At 67.4% G+C, this 20,396-nt stretch carries 19 protein-coding genes, 1 tRNA gene and 2 pseudogenes; 9 read left to right on the top strand and 13 right to left on the bottom strand.

The window, feature by feature from the left end:
* The first annotated feature begins 172 nt into the window (after positions 1-172).
* Entirely contained in the window at positions 173-1,609 is a 1,437-nt protein-coding gene (locus ACWC94_RS35955) for a recombinase family protein (protein WP_450801476.1), read from the top strand.
* Positions 1,610-1,772: 163 nt separating this feature from the next.
* Here the strand turns inward: ACWC94_RS35955 and ACWC94_RS35950 are convergent, their stop codons facing one another.
* The 4 genes from ACWC94_RS35950 to ACWC94_RS35935 all read right to left on the bottom strand — a co-directional run bounded on the left by ACWC94_RS35950 (position 1,773) and on the right by ACWC94_RS35935 (position 5,263).
* Positions 1,773-3,131 (bottom strand): replication initiator, encoded by a 1,359-nt coding sequence (locus ACWC94_RS35950; RefSeq protein WP_450801531.1) that lies wholly within the window; start codon positions 3,129-3,131, stop codon positions 1,773-1,775.
* 292 nt (positions 3,132-3,423) lie between these two features.
* Positions 3,424-3,621, bottom strand: a complete 198-nt coding sequence (locus ACWC94_RS35945) for a hypothetical protein (protein WP_125213920.1) — start codon at positions 3,619-3,621, stop codon at positions 3,424-3,426.
* Positions 3,618-4,919 carry an FtsK/SpoIIIE domain-containing protein gene (locus tag ACWC94_RS35940; protein ID WP_450801475.1) on the bottom strand — a complete coding sequence of 434 codons (1,302 nt, stop codon included), beginning with the start codon at positions 4,917-4,919 and terminating at the stop codon, positions 3,618-3,620. The genes ACWC94_RS35945 and ACWC94_RS35940 overlap by 4 nt, the downstream gene beginning before the upstream one ends.
* Positions 4,919-5,263 carry an SCO3933 family regulatory protein gene (locus ACWC94_RS35935; protein ID WP_450801474.1) on the bottom strand — a complete coding sequence of 115 codons (345 nt, stop codon included), beginning with the start codon at positions 5,261-5,263 and terminating at the stop codon, positions 4,919-4,921. The genes ACWC94_RS35940 and ACWC94_RS35935 overlap by 1 nt, the downstream gene beginning before the upstream one ends.
* Positions 5,264-5,427: 164 nt before the next feature.
* Here ACWC94_RS35935 and ACWC94_RS35930 point away from each other — a divergent pair, with 164 nt between their 5' ends.
* Positions 5,428-6,207, top strand: a complete 780-nt coding sequence (locus ACWC94_RS35930; RefSeq protein ID WP_450801530.1) for a GntR family transcriptional regulator — start codon at positions 5,428-5,430, stop codon at positions 6,205-6,207.
* Between the two features lie 338 nt (positions 6,208-6,545).
* Here the strand turns inward: ACWC94_RS35930 and ACWC94_RS35925 are convergent, their stop codons facing one another.
* Positions 6,546-6,842, bottom strand: coding sequence for a hypothetical protein (locus ACWC94_RS35925; protein ID WP_450801473.1), 297 nt, complete (start codon positions 6,840-6,842; stop codon positions 6,546-6,548).
* A gap of 321 nt (positions 6,843-7,163) precedes the next feature.
* Positions 7,164-7,673, bottom strand: coding sequence for an ATP-binding protein (locus tag ACWC94_RS35920; protein ID WP_450801472.1), 510 nt, complete (start codon positions 7,671-7,673; stop codon positions 7,164-7,166).
* A gap of 269 nt (positions 7,674-7,942) precedes the next feature.
* Here ACWC94_RS35920 and ACWC94_RS35915 point away from each other — a divergent pair, with 269 nt between their 5' ends.
* On the top strand, positions 7,943-9,319 hold the full coding sequence (locus tag ACWC94_RS35915) for a sporulation protein (protein WP_450801471.1): 1,377 nt from the start codon (positions 7,943-7,945) through the stop codon (positions 9,317-9,319).
* Positions 9,320-9,322: 3 nt separating this feature from the next.
* Here ACWC94_RS35915 and ACWC94_RS35910 read toward each other — a convergent pair whose 3' ends face one another.
* Positions 9,323-10,237 carry an aminoglycoside phosphotransferase family protein gene (locus ACWC94_RS35910; RefSeq protein ID WP_450801470.1) on the bottom strand — a complete coding sequence of 305 codons (915 nt, stop codon included), beginning with the start codon at positions 10,235-10,237 and terminating at the stop codon, positions 9,323-9,325.
* A 346-nt stretch (positions 10,238-10,583) separates the two neighbouring features.
* Here ACWC94_RS35910 and ACWC94_RS35905 point away from each other — a divergent pair, with 346 nt between their 5' ends.
* Complete coding sequence (locus tag ACWC94_RS35905; RefSeq protein ID WP_450801469.1) at positions 10,584-11,084, top strand: hypothetical protein; 501 nt, start codon at positions 10,584-10,586, stop codon at positions 11,082-11,084.
* A 187-nt stretch (positions 11,085-11,271) separates the two neighbouring features.
* On the opposite strand, the gene ACWC94_RS35900 is transcribed toward ACWC94_RS35905, so the two are convergent.
* On the bottom strand, positions 11,272-11,781 hold the full coding sequence (locus ACWC94_RS35900; RefSeq protein ID WP_450801468.1) for a phosphoribosyltransferase: 510 nt from the start codon (positions 11,779-11,781) through the stop codon (positions 11,272-11,274).
* 14 nt (positions 11,782-11,795) lie between these two features.
* On the bottom strand, positions 11,796-12,371 hold the full coding sequence (gene dcd, locus ACWC94_RS35895) for a dCTP deaminase (RefSeq protein WP_450801467.1): 576 nt from the start codon (positions 12,369-12,371) through the stop codon (positions 11,796-11,798).
* Between the two features lie 594 nt (positions 12,372-12,965).
* Here dcd and ACWC94_RS35890 point away from each other — a divergent pair.
* Positions 12,966-13,039 (top strand) — tRNA-Gly (locus ACWC94_RS35890).
* A gap of 50 nt (positions 13,040-13,089) precedes the next feature.
* Here the strand turns inward: ACWC94_RS35890 and ACWC94_RS35885 are convergent.
* Positions 13,090-14,262: a tyrosine-type recombinase/integrase gene (locus ACWC94_RS35885; protein ID WP_450801466.1), complete on the bottom strand. Its 1,173-nt coding sequence runs from the start codon at positions 14,260-14,262 to the stop codon at positions 13,090-13,092.
* Between the two features lie 98 nt (positions 14,263-14,360).
* Between ACWC94_RS35885 and ACWC94_RS35880 the strand changes: the two genes are divergently transcribed.
* The 3 genes from ACWC94_RS35880 to ACWC94_RS35870 all read left to right on the top strand — a co-directional run bounded on the left by ACWC94_RS35880 (position 14,361) and on the right by ACWC94_RS35870 (position 16,872).
* A complete protein-coding gene (locus ACWC94_RS35880; RefSeq protein WP_450801465.1) occupies positions 14,361-14,840 on the top strand; it encodes a hypothetical protein in 480 nt (159 codons plus the stop codon).
* A gap of 558 nt (positions 14,841-15,398) precedes the next feature.
* Complete coding sequence (locus ACWC94_RS35875) at positions 15,399-16,163, top strand: MerR family transcriptional regulator (protein WP_450801464.1); 765 nt, start codon at positions 15,399-15,401, stop codon at positions 16,161-16,163.
* Between the two features lie 121 nt (positions 16,164-16,284).
* Entirely contained in the window at positions 16,285-16,872 is a 588-nt protein-coding gene (locus ACWC94_RS35870) for a histidine phosphatase family protein (protein WP_450801463.1), read from the top strand.
* Between the two features lie 16 nt (positions 16,873-16,888).
* Here ACWC94_RS35870 and ACWC94_RS35865 read toward each other — a convergent pair.
* From ACWC94_RS35865 to ACWC94_RS35855, 3 genes and pseudogenes are all read right to left on the bottom strand, one after another.
* Positions 16,889-17,191 (bottom strand): annotated as a pseudogene (locus ACWC94_RS35865) (transposase); the annotation flags it as partial.
* 497 nt (positions 17,192-17,688) lie between these two features.
* Positions 17,689-18,063: a DNA-binding protein gene (locus ACWC94_RS35860; protein WP_450801462.1), complete on the bottom strand. Its 375-nt coding sequence runs from the start codon at positions 18,061-18,063 to the stop codon at positions 17,689-17,691.
* Positions 17,984-18,263: pseudogene (locus tag ACWC94_RS35855) on the bottom strand (hypothetical protein); the annotation flags it as partial. The pseudogene ACWC94_RS35855 and the gene ACWC94_RS35860, both read right to left, overlap by 80 nt.
* Positions 18,264-18,312: 49 nt before the next feature.
* Here ACWC94_RS35855 and ACWC94_RS35850 point away from each other — a divergent pair.
* Positions 18,313-20,223: an RICIN domain-containing protein gene (locus tag ACWC94_RS35850; protein ID WP_450801461.1), complete on the top strand. Its 1,911-nt coding sequence runs from the start codon at positions 18,313-18,315 to the stop codon at positions 20,221-20,223.
* Positions 20,224-20,396: the final 173 nt, after the last annotated feature.

Raw genomic sequence — 20,396 nt, 5'->3', positions numbered from 1 at the left:
CCGGCACGGAGCCGGGGGCCCTTTCGTAATGCGCTGTGGGTCTAGGCGTCGAGGACCTGCCCGGCCCGCTTCACGACGGGCGGCTCGACGCTCCAGGCTGATTGAACTGAATGAGGATAGTAGGCTCTTCCCGCATCGTCGCAGCATGGCGCAGTCAGGGGAGGGCCCGACAGTGGCGCGCAAGGTGGGGATCTACACCCGCATCTCACGGGACGACGAGGGCGACGCGCTAGGCGTAGCCCGGCAGCAAGCGGACTGCGAGCGTCTCACCGATCTCCGTTCCTGGCAGGCCGTGAAGGTCTACGAGGACAACGACGTGTCCGCGTTCAAGCGCAACGTGGTGCGCGACGAGTTCGAGCTGATGTTGAACGATCTCCGCGCCGGACTCATCGACGGGATCGTGGCGTACGACCTTGACCGTCTCGCCCGCCAGCCGCGCGACCTTGAGCGGCTGATCGAGATCTTCGACGAGCGCCCGCGCCTGGAGTTCGCGACCGTCACCAACGACATCAACCTGGGAACGCCCGACGGTCGCACCATGGCTCGGATCATGGTGGCGTTCGCCAACAAGTCGTCCCACGACGCATCGCGCCGGATCCGGCGCAAGCACCTGGAGCTGGCCCAGCAGGGCAAGGACAGCGGCGGCCCAGCGCCGTACGGGTGGCGCAAGGACGACCGGAGCAAGGTCGATCCCGAGGCCGCCAAGGCGATCCGGGCGGCACAGCGTGAAGTGCTGGCCGGAGTCCGCATCGGCACGATTCGCACGCGGTGGCAGGAACAGGGGCTGGGGAACCCGCGCGAGGGCACCAAGCGCATGGCGCACCACCACGTCGAGCACATCCTGACCAACCCACGGTTGGTCGGCTACCGGACGTACCACGGCGAGATCCTCTACGGCGACGACGGACAGCCCGTCATGGGTGACTGGGAACCGATCAACACCGTCGAGGAGTGGGAGGCGGTTTGCGAGGCGATCGCAGAGCGCAAGCGGCAGCGGCCTGGACAGTCCCTGGCACGTAAGTACCTACTCTCCGGCATCGCGCGCTGCGGACTGTGCAAGACCAAGATCCGGGGACAGAACAATCGAAACTGGAAGCCCGGTTCCAAGGCGTCGAAGTACAGCTACCAGTGCTCGGTGGTCAACGGCGGGTGCGGCAAGGTCGGACGCGTAGGCGAGCCCGTAGACAAGCACATCGCGCGGTTGGTGCTCGCGGAGAAGCGTGAGAAAGCCGCCGGATCCGATGCCGCCGGTGATCAGCGGTGGCCCCGAGAGCACGAGTTGGAGGACGTGAACGCCGACATCCGCCAACTGGTGGAGGCCGAGAAGGCCAAGCAGATCAGCGTGTCCACGCTCTTGCAGTTGCTGCCGGCCAAGGAGAGGTTGCGCGACGAACTGAAGCTGGAGCGGTCCAGGTTCTACAAGGAGCAGAAGCAGAGGGAGGCGAAGGGACGGACCGAGGACCTGACCGAAGAGGAGTTCTTCGATCTCCCTATTGAGCGGCAACAGGAGATCATCCTCCACAGCCTGTCGGCAGTGATCATCCACCCGGCAGGTAGGGGAAAGCGGATCTTCGATCCTGATCTGATCGAGCCCGTCTGGCGGGAGTGACGTCGGAACGCACAACGCTGAGAGGCCCCGGGGATACCGGGGCCTCTGTCATGTGATCCTTCGATGCAGCAGCCGAGCGCGTTCCACCCATGCCCTGTCCCGTGCTGGAGCTCGTGCAAGGTGCTTCTTGATCCATTCTTCGGTGGTGATGATCTTCTTCGGCTCAGCCAACGGCCCCTCCCGCGTTCGAGAGTTCGCGGACCATCTCTTGGTTGAGGCGTCGGTCCTCAGCGATGCCAGCGGCAATGAGTGCTGCGCCGGGGGTGTGGCCGGTGCCGATGTAGCGCCAGTTCCGTTCGGTGATTGCGTCGGGTAGGTCGGTGTGGCCCTGGTGGTGGGCGCGTTGGGCGCGGAGTGCTGCGTAGGTGGTGGAGTAGGCGCGGGATTTGGTGAGGATGTGGCCCCGGTAGCCGAGCGTGTGAGTCCAGACACGCAGGCGCAGGGGCGTGTACTCGGGTAGGCCGCCGAGGCGCCAGCAGGTCCGCATGAGGGTTCGGGTGTGTTCGCTCACGGGTGCCGACTCGATGTCGGCCCAGGTTGAGAGCGGGTGGTCAGTGCCAGCGCCTGTGTCGCTCGCGCCTTTGGTGACGTACTTGGCAACATATGCGGCTACGGCGTCATCGTCGGGGCTGTCACCGTCCGTCCGCAGGGGCCGAGCGTCGATCTGGGCGCCCCAGCGTAGGCCCAGCTCGCCCACGGCGGGGCTGTAGCGGGTGCCGACCGTGACTCTCCGGGCGGAGGCGCGTACGGCGTCTATGAGGAGTTCGGCCGTGCCCCAGGCCGGGGGTTCGTCGCCGGGGCCGGTCGGGCCGTCGAGGCGGACGACGGCATGCACGTGGACGGCCGCCCGCTTCTGGTACTCGGCGACGCGAGCGAAGGACAGCCGGGCATGCCGGGCGAAGCGGGACTGCACCAGGCCGACCGATGATGCGAGGCGCCGCCGGACGTCGATGACGAAGCGGTCCCATAGCTTGGAGGCATGTGCGTGCCACAGGACGTGGGCGGTGTAGTCGTAGCAGTCGGGGCAGAGCGGTTGACCGACACTCGGTTCGTCCGGCGTGTGGACGAGGCCGCAGCCAAGGAGGCGGCCGTGTTCGCAGGTGCCGCCGTCGCGGCGGGGTCGGCACAGCTCCGATGACCGGTGGACCGGGCCGAACGACGGAGCAGTGAGGGTGACGAACAGCCGGGGGCGGTGACGGACGGCATCGGGGACGTTCTTGCCGCCGAGGAGACCTGCGCGGACGAGGTGGTAGGTGTCTCCGGCGTGGAGGCGGGAGCAGGCGGGGCAGATGGTTGCGCGGCGGTTGCGGCAGCGGACGAGGAGGCGTTCGCCGGGCTCGTTGCGGGTGTCGTAGTGGTGGAGGATCTCGCCGGTGGTGCCGTCCACGGTGGTGGTGGAGCCGGAGAGGTGGACGGGGTGGGAGCAGCCGCCGGTTGCGGTGATCTGCTCCAGCAGGCGGGGGAAGTTGGGATCTTGTGCGAGGCGGATTGCGTCGCGGTCTGCTTCGGGGAGCTGACGCAGGCGCGCCGCGCGGTCGAGGGCGGCGCGCCGGTCAGCGGGGGTGGAGTCCGGGTTGATGGTGGTGACCTTCCGGGGTGGGCCGCCAAAGCGGCAGGGCTGATGGTGGGTGGTGCACCGTTGGTCATGGGGATCACCTCCTGTGTCGGGGTGGGTTGGTGGTCAGCGGATGCTTCCGGTGCCCCGGCAGACGCGGCAGCGGCGCATGCGGCCGGTCCAGGTCTTGCGGGCTCCGTCGCCCTTGCAGTGGGGGCACCTCACGCGAGGCATGGGCATGGCCATGTGTCCCTTCGGGTCAGTGGTGGGCGAAGCCGCTGATGAGCCAGGTCAAGAGACCGTGGACGGTGAAGACCACGGGGGTCTGACCGAGGTAGAGGCCGAAGAGGCCGACGCAGACCGCTTCCCAGGCGCGCACGTCGCGGGAGCGGACGAGGAGGACGGTGATGATCCCGAAGATCACCGAGAACGTGAACGCGGTACCTTCGCTGATCACTTGTCGTCTCCTTCCAGCACCTCAGGGACGCGGTTCAGGGCAGGCAGGTCGGGTGCCGTCGCGGCGTACTTCCGGGCTGTCGAGACGGCTTCCTCAGTCGGGGTGAGGTGGGAGCGGGCGCGGCTCCAGCCGCCGTCCGGGCCGGTACAGACGGCCACGCCGCGTTCCTCTGCCGTGATGGACTGGGCGACGGCCACGGCGTCCTTGTTCAGGTCACCCAAGGTCATTTCGGCGGTGCCGGGGTCGTTGACGCGGTGGCAGATCCGGCCGCCGAGCTGAGCCCGCAGCGCGGTGACACCGGCGCCGAGGTCGGAGCCGACGCGTTGGCCGGCGACGACCAGGTGCAGGCCGAGCGCTGCCCCGAGCTGGCCGATCCGGAGCAGGAGGGTGGAGCACTGTTCGGCTTCCGCCTTGCTCTCGCGGGTGCCGTCCGACAGGTACAGTTCGGCGATCTCGTCCACGATCACGACGACCGGCACCGGCCGGACCTTGTCGGGAAGCTCCCAGATGGAGCGCACCCCGGCCGACCGGCAGGCGCTCATCCGGTCCTGCATGTCGACCACGAGCGCGGAGAGCACGGCGACCGCTTCGCGTCGGCAGGTGGCCAGCGCGCTGAGCCGGTCGGCGAACAGCCCGAGTTCCATGCCGCCCTTGCAGTCGATGCCGACCATGGCAACCGGCTGCGGGGCGAGCTGGGTGATCAACCGGGCCAGCAGCGTGGACTTGCCCGAGCGGGTGGCACCGGCGATGAGCCAGTGCGGCACCAACCGCAGGTTCATCACCCAGGCGCCGCCGCTCTCCAGGACCCCGATGAGCGCCGACAGCAACTCGGCCGGAGCAGACGCTAAGCCGGGCCGCTGAAGCGGATCCGTGGCCGTCGCCGTCAGCAGGACGAGCCCGCGTTCGGGCGAGGTGACCCGGACCGCGTGGACCTTCCACGCGTGCACGAACGCGTCAGCCGCCTTCAGAAAGGTCGCCGGGGTCTGGCCCGCGTGCAGCCGGACCAGCACCGTCAGGCCCATGCGTGTGGCGCGCGGGAAGGAAATCCGCGGAGCCACCGGCCGCAGCGGGTCACCCTTGACGACCAGGTCGCCGAGCAGCCCACGCGGCGGACGCTTGGACACGGCTAGGTCGTTGAGCTGAGCGACCTTGCGCCAGGTGAACAGCACCCGGCAGGCGGTGGCCGGGTAACCGATCAGGTACCAGTGCCAGACGGGGCGGTGCCGGCGGACCAGGTCACCGACGACGAGCACCCACGCCAGCACGGCCAGGCCGAGGGCGAGCAGGATAGGTCCCATTAGGCGTCACCACCCTTGGCGTGCGCCGGGCCGGTCACGGGGGTGACGGAGTCGGCGCGGAAGCTGACGCCGTGCCGGTCCCCCATCGACCACATGAACGCGGTCAGACCGGTGACCTTTACGATCTGCCCTTCCTCGATGCCCTTGGGCTGACCGCTCACAGCGATCTCGATGACGGAGATCCGTCGTCCGTCCTGCCGCACAGTGACGGCCACGGTCCAGACCGGGTTGCCGTCCCGGTCCCTCTTCACCTCCTGCGTCTCAGAGTTGGTGATCTTTGCTTCGGGCGCGATGGCGCACCGCAGTACGCCCAGCCGCGCCGTGTCCACGGGAATGGACTGCATTTCGTTGGCCTCCTTGGCCACTCGGGATGCCGGAGACATCCTGACGTCACTTGTCCTTACGAGGTACGACTATGGGGCCCTGTACGACAGCAGCGCAAGTACTTATGCTGACGAGTGATGTCGCGCGTGCGACGTGCCTACGACTGCAACCTGGAGATGAGCGAATGTCGGAGATCCAGCGTCCAGGAGCCCTTTACCAGCAGGTCGCCGCCGCGATCCGCGAAGCGATCCTGTCCGGCGAGTTCGCTCCCGACTCCTTGTTGCCGTCCGAGGCTCAGCTCATGGCCCGCTACGGCGTCTCCCGGCCGACCGTCCGCAACGCCATCGCCGCGCTGCGAGCCGAAGGACTCATTGACGTTCGGCACGGCAAGGGCAGCTTCGTACGCTCCAGCGGTCAGCCGGTGCTCACGCTTGAACGGGGCATCAGCCGCACGGCGGAAGACAAGTTCGTGATGCCCAGCGGCGACATTTGGCAGGAGACCGAGAAGCCGAGCACCTACCGCACCCGCACCACGAAGGACACCGGCCGACTCCTCCAACTCGATACTGAGGAAGCCCTGTTCGGCTGTGACCGACTGCTCACCGACCCCAGCACCGGGACGCGTGCCATGCATCGCACCTTGATCCCATTCGAGGTTGCCGAGGCCGTTCCCCTCCTCGGTCAGGAGCCGTGCAAGCCATCGGCCGCCCTCTACTGGGTGCTCACCCAGGCTGGGCACAAGCTCACCTGGACCGAGACCGTACGTGCCCGCATGCCCCTGCCAGATGAGCGGACCACGCTCCAGCTCCCCGACGCCACACCGATCCTGCACGTATGTCGCGTCGCGCACGGCACCGACGACCGCCCGCTGATCCTCGAAGAGCTGCGCTTCGGCGCCGACCGGGCCGAACTCGCCTACCGGATCACCGCCGACAAGCGGCCCGCACGACGTCCCCACGCCTGAGCGCCGACAACGATCGGTCGAAACAGTCTTCACTTCCTCAAGGGCGCGCCTGCGGCGCGCCGGGGCGCCCGGCCGCCCCGGCCGGGCGTGCGGCGTGGACGCCGGTCCCGTCCGGTCGGCAGGCGCCCCCACCCGCAGTACGCCAAAGGAGCCGAGCCGTTGACCAACCATCGGTGCCGAGCCTCGGGCGGCAACGGCCGCGACGATCAAGAACACGGAAGCGTGGTTGCTGCCGGTGGGTGGCTGAGCGAGACACACGCGCGCCCGCTCGTTCGCCGCACGGCATCGTCGTGGCTGACTTTCTGTGGCTGAGGCATCAAGCAGGAGAGTCGACAGCCTCACGCTGCACCGCCATCGCTGTCCGCGCGTGCCTCCAGGAGCGCAGAGAGCCGGTCCACGACGGCCGGCCAGCCCGTCAGCCGCACCACCCCGTGCCCGTCCTCGTTCGTGGACGCAACGGCCCTCACGGCGGACAGCTCCAACCCCGCGCCCAGGAGTGCGCGGTTCAGCCGGTCGGCAGCCTCACGTGCCTCACGCCAACCGGAGATGTAGTCCACCCCCGACACCCAGAGACCGGAGTCCGCCCCCGGCAGATCGAGACCATCGTTCAGCCAGCCCTCACCCGAGCCAGTCACCTTGCCCACCTCTGCCTCTGATCTAGGTAACGGATCATCAACTTCCTTGGACCAGGGCACAAACGCAGCACGGCGGCCCCGGTACCATCAGGCACCGGGAACCGCCGTGTTCCCAGCCGGGCCACCCTTCGCTTTCCAGGGCTGACGGGGTGGCCCGGCCTATATGGGGATGTGAAGCGCGGACTCTCGCTCGGGAGGGGAGCCCCCGAGCCGTCCGAGAGACCGCGCCCCTTCGGCCGGAGTGGTCAGGCTCCGGCCAGTGACCGGGTCGCCGTCCCGCTCCCGATCGCGTGGGAGCAGAGCAGGGTGGCGACCCGGCGTCTATCGAGCCGAGTACTCGGCCCACCAGTCGGCCCAGACCCGATCGAGGTCGAACCGAGCCCACACTGTCTTGCCAGCGCCCTTGAGCCCCGGCGACCACCAGACCGCATCGGCCAAGCGCTGAACGATCAGCAGCCCGCGCCCCCGGTCCGGTACGAGAGCCTCGATGAAGTCACCGGCCAGGTCTGGCGAGATGAACTCACCCGCGGGGAGGTCCGGCGGTGTCGAGTCCTCGTCGAAGACGCCGATCGCCAGCAGTCCGGGGTAGTTGATCAGCCACACGTCGATGCGCCGCTTCGCACCGGGCATCGACAAGCGCTCATCTGGCACAGCGTGGTGGACGACGTTGCCGACCAGTTCCGACACGACGAGCTTCACGTCATCGACCGCGTAACCCAGGCTCCAGGTCGCAAGGTAGGAACCGATCATGTCCCGCGCGGCCTTCACGCAGTCCGAGTCCTCGGCGTGGACGGTCAGAGCCCGGAAGTGGCCGACGTCAGGGTCGTACACCGAGCGAGGCGGAGTGCCCGTCGTCGGGACGTTCGCTGTGCGTTTGCTCTGCCGTGCTTCCACCGCGTTCCCTCCCGAGCCCTTGCGGGCCCCATAGCCCGCCGATCTGTGCTGACCAGTGAACGGCGCGGCAGGCTTAGTCGGGAGCGTTCATCGGGGGGTTCACGTGAACACCGTCAAATACGAAGGGGGTTCACCAATGAACCCCCAAGGCGACACTGCTGTGACACGATGAACACTCGCCGCAATTCTCGGGTTGGCAGGGGAGCATGAGCCGAGAACCGAACGCTCAGTTGATCGCGGTCATGGACGAGGCGAAGGTCTCCAACAAGGGGCTTGCCAAGCGGATGAAGGACGCTGCCGCCCAGCGAGGCATCCCTCTCGGAACGACACACGTCGCTGTGCAGCGCTGGCGAGACGGCGTCGGAATCAAACCGGAGACAGCAGCGATCATGGCTGACGTCCTCAGCGCCAAGCTGGGCCGCCGCATCACGCCGGGCGATCTCGGCTTCTTCGACCACACTCGGCCGACCGCCCCCGAGCCGATCGGCTACCCGAGCACGGTCCCCGACGTACTATCGGCGCTTGACGGTCTTGCGCAGGAGGGTGCCGACACGCCCGTCTCAGACCGACTGATCATTGAGGACGCCGAGCTGAGCACAGCCGTCTTGTCATGGATGATCGACCGGCCCGACGGCGTCCAGGCCGACAGGCCCGCGCATCAACGAGTCGGCATGCGCGACGTACGCGCGATCCGGGATGCCGCCTCCATGTTCATGCAGCTCGACTTCAAGTACGGCGGAGGCCACGGCCACAAGGCATTACGCCACTACTTCCGTCACGAGGTCCTTCCCCTGCTGAACGCCAGCTATAGCGAGAAGGTGGGCACAGCGCTCTACGGGGCCGCCGCCGAGGTCTCCCAGCTGCTCGCGTGGACCGCGTACGACGTCGGTAACCACCGGCTTGCCCACCGCTACCTCACGTCCACACTGCGGCTGTCCAAGGTCATCGACGACCGGATGTTCGGGGCACGCATCCTGGGCAACCTCAGCCATCAGGCCAACTACCTGGGCAACCACGCGCAAGCCATCCAGCTTGCCCGTGCCGCCGTCGAGGGCGCCAAGGGCCGAGCCACCCCACGAGCTATGGCCAATTACTGGGCAATGGAGGCCCGCGCACTCTCCAACGCCAGCGACCGGGCCGGAGCGGCCGAGGCGATGAACCAAGCGGAACGACACTTCGAGCGAGCCGAAAGCGCCGATGACCCGGCCTGGCTGAGCTACTTCGATGACGCCGAGCTCTTGGGCGAGTTCTGCCACTGCTTCCGGGACCTCAAGATGCGCCGGGAAGCCGTCGAGCATGCACAGCGCGCCGTCGACAGCACCGATCCGCAGTACGCCCGCACGTTGGGCTTCTGCCGCATGGTGCTCGCCCAGAGCCAGCTACTGAACGGCGAGCTGGAGGCCGCCGTCACCACCGCGAGCCTTGCCGTGGACGGCGGCGATTCCCTCCAGTCCTCACGCTTCCAGCGCTATGTCACTGACTTCCAGGCAGAGGTGAGCACGCACGCCACTCACACCGCCGTCGTCGCCTTAAACGAGCAGGTGAGCGAAGCTTTGGCCCGCCTGGACGACGAGGACGAGTAGCAGTTACCAGGGTCGCCAATCGCGCGGCGCATCATCGTTACGCAAGCCAGCGATGCGCCGGCGGTACTCGGCCGCCGTCTCCTCGTTCTCCCGCACGTTCTGCATGAGCCACGTCGTCATGCCGAACTCTTGCAGCCGCCGAAGCGTGTCGTAACCGTGCCAGTCGTACAGGTCCCGTCCGTACGCCCGCACAAAGTCCGCGTACTGCTCATCGGTCTGCCACCCAAGGCTGTGATGCTCGACCGCCGTGACCATCAGGTCCCACTCCGGGTGATCGAAGCAGAAGGCCTCGAAGTCGATCAGGATCACCTCATCCCGATCGTTCACCATGAGGTTCTGCACGTGCGCATCACCGTGCACCGGCCCCTTCGGAGTCTCGAACCTCAACTCCTCAAACTGACCGCGCAGCTCCTGCCACCGCTTGCGGAGGAAGACCCGGTCATCGTCCGGGATCGGCGCCTTACTGATCCGCAGCTCTTGCTTGTCGAATGGGTCGAACGCAGGCAACTCAAGGCCCGCAGGCACCGTCATAGAGTGCAAGTCTCTCAATATGGCGCCCAGTTCGCCGTACGTGGCTTTACGGTCGCCCTCCACAATGAGGCGCCAGAAGGTTACCGGGTGACCGTAAGTCACAATCGGCTGCTCCAAGCCGTCAACGAGCCTGGCAGCAGGGAACCCTTCTGCCGCCAGCCACCTGGACACAGCCACCTCGACACGCGCCTTGGGCAACCAGGGCTCTCCCCGAGCCACGCGGACGATCACCGGCGCCGAGGCCAGCCGGAACAGCGCGTTCTCTCCGAGACGAATCAGCTCCGCGCCTCTGCCATCGAGGCCCGCAGCCCGACACGCGGCACTCATCACCCGTGTAGCCCTGGCCGACGTGAACCCCTCTTCCGATCGAGCAGCGTCAACCGCCATGCCCGTACCAGCTCCCCTAGTCGCGCGCGATCAACCAGTGCGAGCCTTGGGTGACCAACCCAACGCGCACCGGACACACGAACACGACGGTACCCAGGAGCAGGCGGTCTCAGCGAGGGCGGGAGCTCTCAGCCAAGGGTGCGGCTGCGGCCGGCTGGTTGGAGTGGATCGGCTGGGGCCCACATCCGGCCGATGCCATGGATCGGTGGGCCGTCCGGGTCATATGCCAATCACAACCCCCCTAATGTCACGCATAGTGACGACTCCGGGGGCGAATCGTCGCTTTGCGTGTAACGGTGGGAGGGCGGGCATATGCCCGCGCGAACTCATCCCTTGAGGAGCACCAGTGACGACGCAGCCGTACGCGCCGCCCCAGCCGCCGTATCCCTACCCGCCGCAGTTCCAGCCGTACCCCCCGCAGCCGTACCCGTACCCGCCCCAGGGGCAGTACCCGTACCCGCCGCAGTTCCAGCAGTACCCGCAGCCCTACCCGTACCCGCCGCAGCCCAACGGAGGGACCGACAAGGAATACCCGCAGCTCACCGCAGCGACGGTGAAGGGCACTGTGATGGGCCAGGCGCAAGCTCAGATCAGCGCGAAGCTCATCGACAGCGACGGCGAGCCCATCAAGGGCGTGCCCATCACCTTCACCGTTGGGTCGGGCCGACAGATCGGTATCGGGGTGACGGACGCCACCGGCGTTGCGCACCTCGACAGCGGCTCCAACCTCCTCGACCCCATTCTGTGGGCCCAGGCGCTCGGCTCTGGCTACGAGGCGCAGTTCCAGGGCAACAAGAAGTACATGCCCGCGCTCGCGCACGGCAAGATTGAGCCCAGCCTCGGCTGACCGATTGAAGACCGCAGGCCAATCACGCAGCTTGGTTGCGGTCCGCGGCGGGCGCCGGCCTCCACCGCTCCATCACCAGCGGGAGACCGGCGCCCCCTGAGGTGCGGTCATAGTCATGAAGCGCCAACTGGCTCTGTTCGCGAAATGCGACAGCAGATGTTCGGCACATTCACCACAGTGACGATCTTCAGAGAGCGTCTTTCGACGGCGTGATCGGCGTGCCAGACTTACGGCATGGAGGCAACACAGACCACGGGAAGTTGATCCACTCATCGGTCCGCTTCCAGACGTACTCGCACTTCACGAGGGAGTGGGACTTCTCATAGATCACCGCGGAGCGCACCTCGGCGACGGTGTCGAGGCAGAAGTCGCGCACGAGCTTCAGCGTCTTGCCGGTGTCGGCGACGTCATCGGTGATCAGGACCTTCTTGTCCGAGAAGTCGATCACGTTCGGGACCGGCGCGAGCATGACCGGCATCTCGAGCGTCGTCCCCACCCCGGTGTAGAACTCGACGTTCACCAGGTGGATGTTCTTGCAGTCCAGGGCATAGGCGAGCCCGCCGGCGACGAACACCCCGCCCCGCGCGATGCTGAGTACGATGTCCGGCTCGTACCCGTCGTCGGCGATGGTCTGCGCGAGCTCGCGGACGGCGCCGCCGAACCGCTCGTAGGTCAGGTTCTCCCGAACATCACTCATGTCTGCGGCTGCCCTCACACCTGGGTCCGATGGAAATTGACGTAGGACCGCGAGGCGGTCGGCCCGCGCTGGCCCTGGTACCGGGAGCCGTAGCGCTCGCTGCCGTACGGGGACTCGGCGGGCGAGGTCAGCCGGAACATGCACAGCTGGCCGATCTTCATCCCGGGCCAGAGCTTGATCGGCAGCGTGGCGAGGTTGGACAGTTCGAGCGTCACGTGCCCGCTGAATCCGGGGTCGATGAACCCGGCGGTGGAGTGCGTGACCAGCCCCAGCCGCCCGAGCGAGCTCTTCCCCTCGAGCCGCGAGGCAAGATCGTCGGGCAGCGTGATGACCTCGTACGTGGAGGCGAGCACGAACTCCCCGGGGTGCAGGATGAACGGCTCGTCCCCCTCCGGCTCCACGAGCCGGGTCAGATCGGCCTGCTCGACGGAGGGGTCGATGTGCGGGTAGCGGTGGTTCTCGAACACCCGGAAATACCGGTCCAGCCGCACGTCGATGCTCGACGGCTGCACCATGGATTCGTCATAGGGATCGATCCGTACCCGCCCGGCGTCGATCTCGGCCCGGATGTCCTTGTCTGAGAGAAGCACGTAGCGAGGATACGCAAGGCGCGCGGAGCCGTGACAATCGTGACGACTCCGCGCGCCTGAGTCACCACTGCGGCGGGTGCCCGCCGTGCGGTCCGTGATACCGCCGGGGCTGGTGTTCCCTGCCTCGGACCTGCCCCGGCTTCCCGCCGACGCCTCTAGCGCTTCTCCAGGGCGACCGGCACCACACTGCGGAGCCGGGCGCACCGGGGACACCTCATGAGCCGACGGGGGCCGAGCCGATCGGCCTGCTGCATCGGGAACGAAGCGGTGCTGAAGACGTGCCCGTCCGCGCAACGGACGACGGTGCGTTCCATCAAGTCCCTTAAGTCCCTTCCCCAAGAGCCTCGTCGGGCTTCTCGCCCTGACGACAAAAGCCACATTACGGGATCAAAGAGACGACTCTCCAGGCGGCACTCCGACCTCACCCGGGCCCTCCCCGAGGCCTCCACGGTACGCCCCAACTCGCCCCACCCGCAGCCGGATCCGACCCCTGAAACAGACTCAGACCCCAGGGTCTCGGCACCAGGGGTCTGCGATGATGTACAGTGAGCAATGTCCGGGCACCGGCTCCGCGAGGACCATGTCCGTACTTACGCGGGTGTAGTTTAATGGTAGAACATCAGCTTCCCAAGCTGAGAGCGCGAGTTCGATTCTCGTCACCCGCTCCATGAAGAAGGCCCAGGTCAGAGGACCCGGGCCTTTTTGTCGTGCAGGGTGATCACGCGCCGCGTGCCAGATTCGTGCCAGAAGGCTTGTCGGCCGCCTTCTTCGCTGCCTCGGCCCGAGCCTTCCGAACGGTGGCATCGAGGCCGGCGGCGACCTCTTCTTGTCGCTCGTCGTCGGAGTGCTGGTAGATCAGCGCGGCCTTCTCGGAGGACTGCCCGGCGCGGACCATCATGTCCTTGAGGGTGGCACCGGACCGCGTGGAGAGCGTGTGCCCGGTGTGCCGAAGGTCGTAGAACCGGAAGCCCTCCGGCATGCCGACGATCTCCCGCGCCTTGCGCCACTTCCTCCCGAAGGAGCTGCGGCGGAAGGGGGCGCCCTTCTCTCCCCCCCCGAAGATCAGCCCGCCCGGCCCCGGCTCGGCGTACGACTCCAGATGCCAGCGCAGCTCCCGGCGGAGGAACGCGGGAAGAATCACAGTCCGAGTTCCCGCTTCGCTCTTGGTGCCGCCCTGCACGCGTCGCCCGTTCATCCGCTCCGGCTCGGCGAGGCGAACGCGGATCCGAAGAGTGTCGAGGTCGACGTCTCGGCGACGGAGACCGGCCAGCTCTTCCGGTCGCATCGGACCGTACGCACCGAGGTAGACCATCAGGCGCCACCGCATCCCCACGGCGGTGGCAAGAGCGTCGACCTGAGCAACGGTAGCGATGCGCCGCTCGGCCGCCTTCTCTTTGCCAGCACCCTTGATCCGGCAGGGATTTCGCGGGATCAGCTCGTCGTCTACGGCGGTCTCCATGATGGCCTTGAGAAGGCGGTAGGCCTTGGCCGTGATGGTCTTGGCGCCGGTCAGCCGCAACCGTTCGGCCCGCCATTCGCGCACGCGCGGTGCGGTGATCTCGTCCAAGTCGGCTTCGGCGAACGCGGTCAGATGCTTGTCGAGAAGGTAGCGGTACAGGTCCTTGGTGAGCGGCGCCAGGTCTCGCTCCTCCACCCACTTGTCGGCGTAGGCCCGGAAGCTCACTGCCCCGGCGTCCGGGTCTCGCCATTCGCCCCGCCGGATCTCCGTCTGCTTCTCTGCGAGCCAGTCGTCCGCGTCAGCGGTCGTCGCGAAGGTCACCGGCGCCGGGCGCATCACTCCATCCGGTCCGGGATAGCGCGCCTGATGGCGGCCGGAGGGTAGTCGCCTGATCGCGCCGAAACGCCGGCGCCTCCCCTTGTTGTTGGCCATCAGGCGGCCCGCCCGTAGCGCGTGCGCGGACGCCTCAACGGGTGATCCGTTCGGCGTGTAACGCTTTACGGACTGCCGCAAGCCATTCCCTGGGAAGTGTGACCGGACTTGAAACAGCGCTCGTAGGCCTTGGCGGAGCCCTTGGGGGAGCCTTCCTTGGAGCCGCAGCCAACCACATGTTCACGATCCGAAGAGAGCGTCGCAGGGACCAGGAAACGGGGCTGCAAGCTCAGCGACAAGCCGTGCGCAAGCAGTTCAAGCGTGCGTACGCAGCTAAGGACTGGGTGGCTCGCCTCCCGCAGTCGATCAACGTGTCTGACTCACCTGAGCGTCGGCAGGAGATCCAGGATGAAGCAATCAGACGCAGCACCGACTGCCACACAACTTGGGATATTTCCCACATGGGGATCGACAGTGACGAGGTCCGCCAGGCCATGGCTAGGCTCGATCAGCAAGTCGTTGCCGTCTTGGGCCAGGTGGCACAGGGGGACTTTTCCCCGGACCTGAACCTGCTTCGACAGAGCCTCAAGGAGCTGACGGCTGCTGCGGAGCGTCGACTCACAACTGATCTCAGATGACCGGGGCGTTCCTTACGGTCCTGGGCTGTGCAGTACAGCAGCGAAGTACAGCAACTCCACCGACCCGCGCCGACCATTGGCGTCCCTGGCCACCCTCCGTACCAGCCCAGGAGACTTCAGCGACCACCGTGCCCATAGTTCGCATCGAGGGGGGCACATCACGGCACCCCCGCTCGGGCCGTCTCTGGGCCGTACGGGGGTGCTCAACGACGACCAACGCTGACAACCACCGACGGCTAAGTCGCAGGTCGCAGCGTTGATCGATTTCACGGCCGCAGGTCAGAGACCCGGCCCGCCACTTCTTCGGGTACTGAGCGAGTTGGGCCGGAGGCCCTCCCGTGGACTGCTCGGCCGGCACCCCTGGACCGTCGCAGTACAGCAGCGAAGTACAGCAATCCCGCTGGCCGGCGCCAACCGTCTGCGCCCCTAGCAGCGCCTGTCCGACGGGTCAGGCCGTGGTGTCTGTCCAACAGGGTTTGGGCTTGCGCTTTCCGTTGCGGCAACTTCTACGGTCATGTGTGTGGCCGGAGAGACCGGCCCGGCGAGGGAGGCACCGGCATGGCCTGGTCGATCGCGGAGGTGGCGCGGATGTCCAAGGTGACATCGCGGACGCTGCGGCACTACGACGAGATCGGCCTGCTGCCGCCCGCATGGATCGGGAGCAACGGGCACCGCTACTACGAGGAGGCCGATCTGCTGCGGTTGCAGCAGATCCTGCTGATGCGGGAACTGGACCTGGGGCTGCGCGAGATCCAGGCAGTCCTGGACAGCCAGCTCGACCAGGTGGCCGTGCTCCGCGAGCACCACCAACGGCTACTCGCGGAACGGGACCGGCTGGAGACGCTGGCCCGTACGGTCGGCCGCACCATCGCCGAACTGGAAGAAGGTAGGGACAACAGGAAGATGACGAAGATCAACAAGCCGGAGAACCTGTTCGAGGGGTTCCAGGCCCCCTCCGAGGCCGAGGCCGAAGTACGGGAGCGGTGGCCGCAGGCGTGGGAGCAGTCCCGGCAGGCAGTCGAGGCGATGACCCCCGAGGACACGGAGCGCTGGCAGCGTGAGGTGACGGCGCAGATGATCCGTATGGCGGAGTTCATGGTGGCCGGAACGCCGGTCTCCGACCCCGCGGTACAGGCCGAGGTGGACGCCAACTACCAGCAGATCTGCCGGTTCTGGACCCCGACCGCGGCCGCGTACAAGGGAGTGGCCCAGACCTATGTCGACGACCCGCAGATGCGGGCCAACTTCGACAAGATCGCCGAAGGTCTCGCCGTCTACCAGCGCGATGCGATGACCGTGTACGCCGATGCCCGGCTGAGCTGACCGCACGTGCCTCAGAGGTCATCTCAGTTGGCGATTCAGCCGTCGCAGATGAGGGTGCTGGCGGTGGCGGCGAAGGCGGGAGTGGTCGGCCGTGTCGCATGATCAGATATCGTGCGCGGCCATGGGTGAACTGATAGTGATCAGGCATGGCCAGACCGAATGGAGCCTGTCGGGCCAGCACGCTGGCCGTACCGACGTTCCGCTGACTGACGCGGGTGAGGCCGCGGCGAAGGAGCTCGCTCCGAGGCTGGCCCGACGCCATCTGGTGGCGGTTTTCAGCAGCCCGCTGAGCCGCGCTATGCGGACGGCCGAGCTGGCGGGCCTGGCCGGCGTCCGGCCCGATCCCGATCTGCTGGAGTGGGACTACGGCGGCTACGAGGGTCTGACCGCGGCACAGATCCAGGAGATGAAGCCGGGTTGGGACCTGTGGCGGGACGGCGTCGTTCCCGGCGACGACGACCATCCTGGCGAGCAGCTTGAGCAGGTGGCAGCGCGCACGGACGCGGTGCTGGACCGGATCCGGCCGCTGCTGGAGGACGGCGATGTCGCCGTCGTCGCGCATGGTCATCTGGCCCGCGTGCTCACGGTGCGCTGGCTCGGCCTCGACGCCTCCGCCGGCCGGCTGCTCGGCCATCCGCATCCGGGCACGCTCAGCTTTCTGGCCACCGAGGATGGGCAGCCGTTCATCGCCGCCTGGAACGTCCCGTAGCGGCGGTGCCGCTGCCTCACGCCTGCTGCGAGAGGCGCCGGAAGCACATGAGCGCCGCGGCGATCCCGGCGAAGGCCAGGAAGTGTTCCGCTTTGCGTTCATAGCGACGATGCAGGCGGCGACACCCGGACAGCCACGCAACTGTCCGCTCCACGGTCCAACGGTGGCGGCCCAGACGCTGAGAGGACTCGATGCCCTTGCGGGCGATGCGCGGAGTGATGTTTCGGGACCGGAGCCATCGGCGCAGGTGGTCGTAGTCGTAGCCCTTGTCGGCGTGGAGCTTGGCGGGCCGTCGCCGACGGGGCCTACGACGGGTCTGTTTCCGCAAGGGGGCGCTGACGGGTCGCCACCGTTCGCCCCCGCACGCGCACCTCGTCTGACCTGCCGCGCGAACCCCCATGGACGCCCCCGTACGGCCGCGCGGACAGTGGGAAAGCGCGTTGGGGCTATTCAGACGTCGCCGCCATCGGGATAACGTCCATGCCCGAACCCCCCGCGAGCCCTGAGCAGTGGTGCGCCCTGCGACGTGGCCCGGCATGCCGGCCAGGTCTGCGAGCGAGGGGTCCAGGGACGGAGGGCCGTGCCAGACACGTGCCAGATCGTGCGGGGAACCACGGGGAACACCGGGTACGAGTTGAGCGCTCCGATCTGACGACGGCACCACTCCACTGCAGGTCAGCCCAGAGACCGGCCGTAGATCACCCCAGCTTCCCAAGCTGAGAGCGCGAGTTCGATTCTCGTCACCCGCTCCATGTGAAACCCCCAGGGTCGGAGACCCGGGGGGTTCTTTGTTGTCCAGACCACCGGCTCTGTTCCTCACACCTTCTCGGCCAGCACGCGTGGATGCCCGGCGGTGAGCAGACCGATGCCCTCGGCATCGGACGTCAGGCTCGTCACCCGGCCGGGATGCCGCAGGGCGGTCGCGCACAGCAGGGCGTCGATGGCGTACTTGTGACCGTGCAGCCCCGCCGCCCGCAGCAGGGTGGCGGCGGACTGTGCAACCGTCTGGGTTACCGGCTCCACGCGCAGCCGGGACAAGGTCCACTTCAGCGCGGCGTCGTTGATCTTCGGGTGGATGACCTCGACGAGGACCGCGGCCGATGTGATCACCCTCCGCCATGCCGACCTTCTTCCTGGCCCTGCGCCACTGCCGGCCGACGGTCGACCGGCGGAAGGGCGCGCCCTTCTCACCGACGAAGAGAAGGCCGTCCGACCCTTTCTCGGCGAACCATTGCAGGTGACGGCGCAGCTCGGCCAGTTCCTCGGGGCGGAGCGAGGCGAACGCGCCAAGCAGGACCATGAGGCCGCGGAGTGATCTCGTCCAGGTCCTTGCCGCCGAAGGTCGGCAGGAGGTGCGGGCGCAGCAGGCCGTCGTAGCGGTCGATGGTGGTGAGGGTCCGGGCGCGTCATCCGCCGAACCCTCCGTCGTAGCCCTGGCCCGTGAACTCGCCGGTGATCGTCGCAGCTTTGTGGATCTTCGCGGCAACCTTTTCGGCCTCTCGGACCACTGAGTGGTGTCCGGCCAAGTGGTCCGGTCAGATGCAACGGCTGAAGGAGAGCACAGGCATGTCCCTTGAACGGGAGCACAGACATGTCCCCAGCCCACCCACGTCATCGCTGGCGTCCCGCGCCGGCGGCCGCCGTGCCGACGGCCGCGCCCGCGGTGGCCGCCCGAAGCATCGTGGCCGCCGGTTGCTCGCGCGTCGGGGTTTCTGGGCGGGCCTCGTCACGGTGGTCGTGGCCGGCTCCGCCGTTGTGGTCAGCCAGGCTTCGGCGCAGCAAACCCTGGATATGAAGAAGTGGTACGTGCTGGTCAACCGCAACAGCGGCAAGGTGCTGGACGACCGCGGCTTCGCCACGAACGACGGCGCGGCGGTGGTGCAGTGGGCGCGCCACGGCGGGGCCAACCAGCAGTGGCGGTTCGTCGACGCGGGTGACGGGTACTACCGGCTGCAGAACCGGAACTCCGGCAAGGTGCTGGACGACCTCGGCTGGTCGAAGACCGCCGGCTCCGCCCTCGTGCAGTGGAAAGACCTGAACGGCACCAACCAGCAGTTCAAACTGGCCAAGTCGCCGGACGGCTACGTGCGTTTGATCAATCGCTTCAGTGGCATGGCCGTCGAGGTCCACAACGCCGCCAAGGCCGACGGGGGCGACGTCGTCCAGAACCGCGACCGGGGCGGCGCCGATCAGCAGTGGCAACTCGTCCCGGCCGGGAGTGTCGGCACGCAGCCGTCGTCAGCACCGTCTCCCGCGGCCGGTGGCGGCAGCTCGACGACACGTTTCATGGGCAGCAGCACGGTGCTCATCGGCGGCTCGATGACTGACGCCTCGGCGGCCGCCGCTCCGTTCGACATGCGCTACGCCTATGTGCACAGCCAGCCCGCGCCCTCGTCGGACTACTACTCGGCAGCGCGCTGCCACGACGGGTGGTCGGGCTGGTGGGGCTGCTGGAACGGCAGCACCACGGCGCCCGGCACTTACGTGACCTGGCGGGACAGCGTGGCGGCCCAGGCGACGTACAAGGGCAGCCCGCGTCCGCAGAAGATGCTCTGGACGTGGTACTCGTTGCGCGACCTCGGGGATCTGGCAGGCGAGGGCGACGGCCCGGGCGAGGTCAAGGCCATCAACAGGCTCGACCTGCTCACCCGGTACATGAACGACTACCGTTTCTTCCTCCAGAAGATCGGCACGTCGCACGACGCGATCGACCTTGAGCCCGACTTCTGGGGCTACGTCCGGTCGCTCGGCGATCCGCACCAGGTTGCCGCGCAGGTCTCGGCCGCCAACCCGACCGATTGCGGATCGCAGGAGAACAGCGCCGCCGGACTCAGCCGCTGCCTGATGTCGATGGCGCGCAAGTACGCGCCGAACACCGCCGTGGGGCTCCACCTGACCTGCTGGGACTGGCAGACCGCCACACAGGCGTGCGTCAGGGACTACGCGAAGCTCGGGGCACAGAACGCCGACTTCCTGGTCACCGATGTGTCGGACCGCGACGCAGGCTGGTACGCACAGCCGGCCCACGGCGGCAGTGACCACTTCTGGACCGACCAGAAGGCCGCCGCCACGCTGAAGTTCTACAAGACGATGGCCGAGTCCGTGGGCAAGCCGGTGGTCCTGTGGCAGATCCCCGTGGGCAACATGGCGCAGAACAACACTCTCAACCATTACAAGGACGACAAGGTGGACTGGTTCTTCGCGCACATGGACCAGGTCGCGAACGCCCATGTCGCCGGCCTGCTCTTCGGTCCAGGGCAGCAGGAACAGACCACGGCCGAGTCCGACGGCGGAAACCTGATCCGCAAGGCGATCGCCTATCACAACGCGGGCGGTACAGCGCTCAAGTAGGCAGATGTCCCCCTGCCTTGCGCAGAAGAGAGGAACCCCAGCCGACGCACGGCTGGGGTTCCTCCACGTGCGGTTGGGGGTCAGCGCTGCAGGGTGAGGACGCCCGGCCGCCAGGGCAGTCGGTCGTAGGGGCCGGTCGCCGTGGGGGACTTGCCCTGGTAGAGGAGCTGCAG

It is taken from the genome of Streptomyces sp. NPDC001135 (assembly GCF_053598395.1).
Note: the sequence above shows the minus strand (reverse complement) of the source record. Positions and strands in the feature narration are given on the sequence as shown.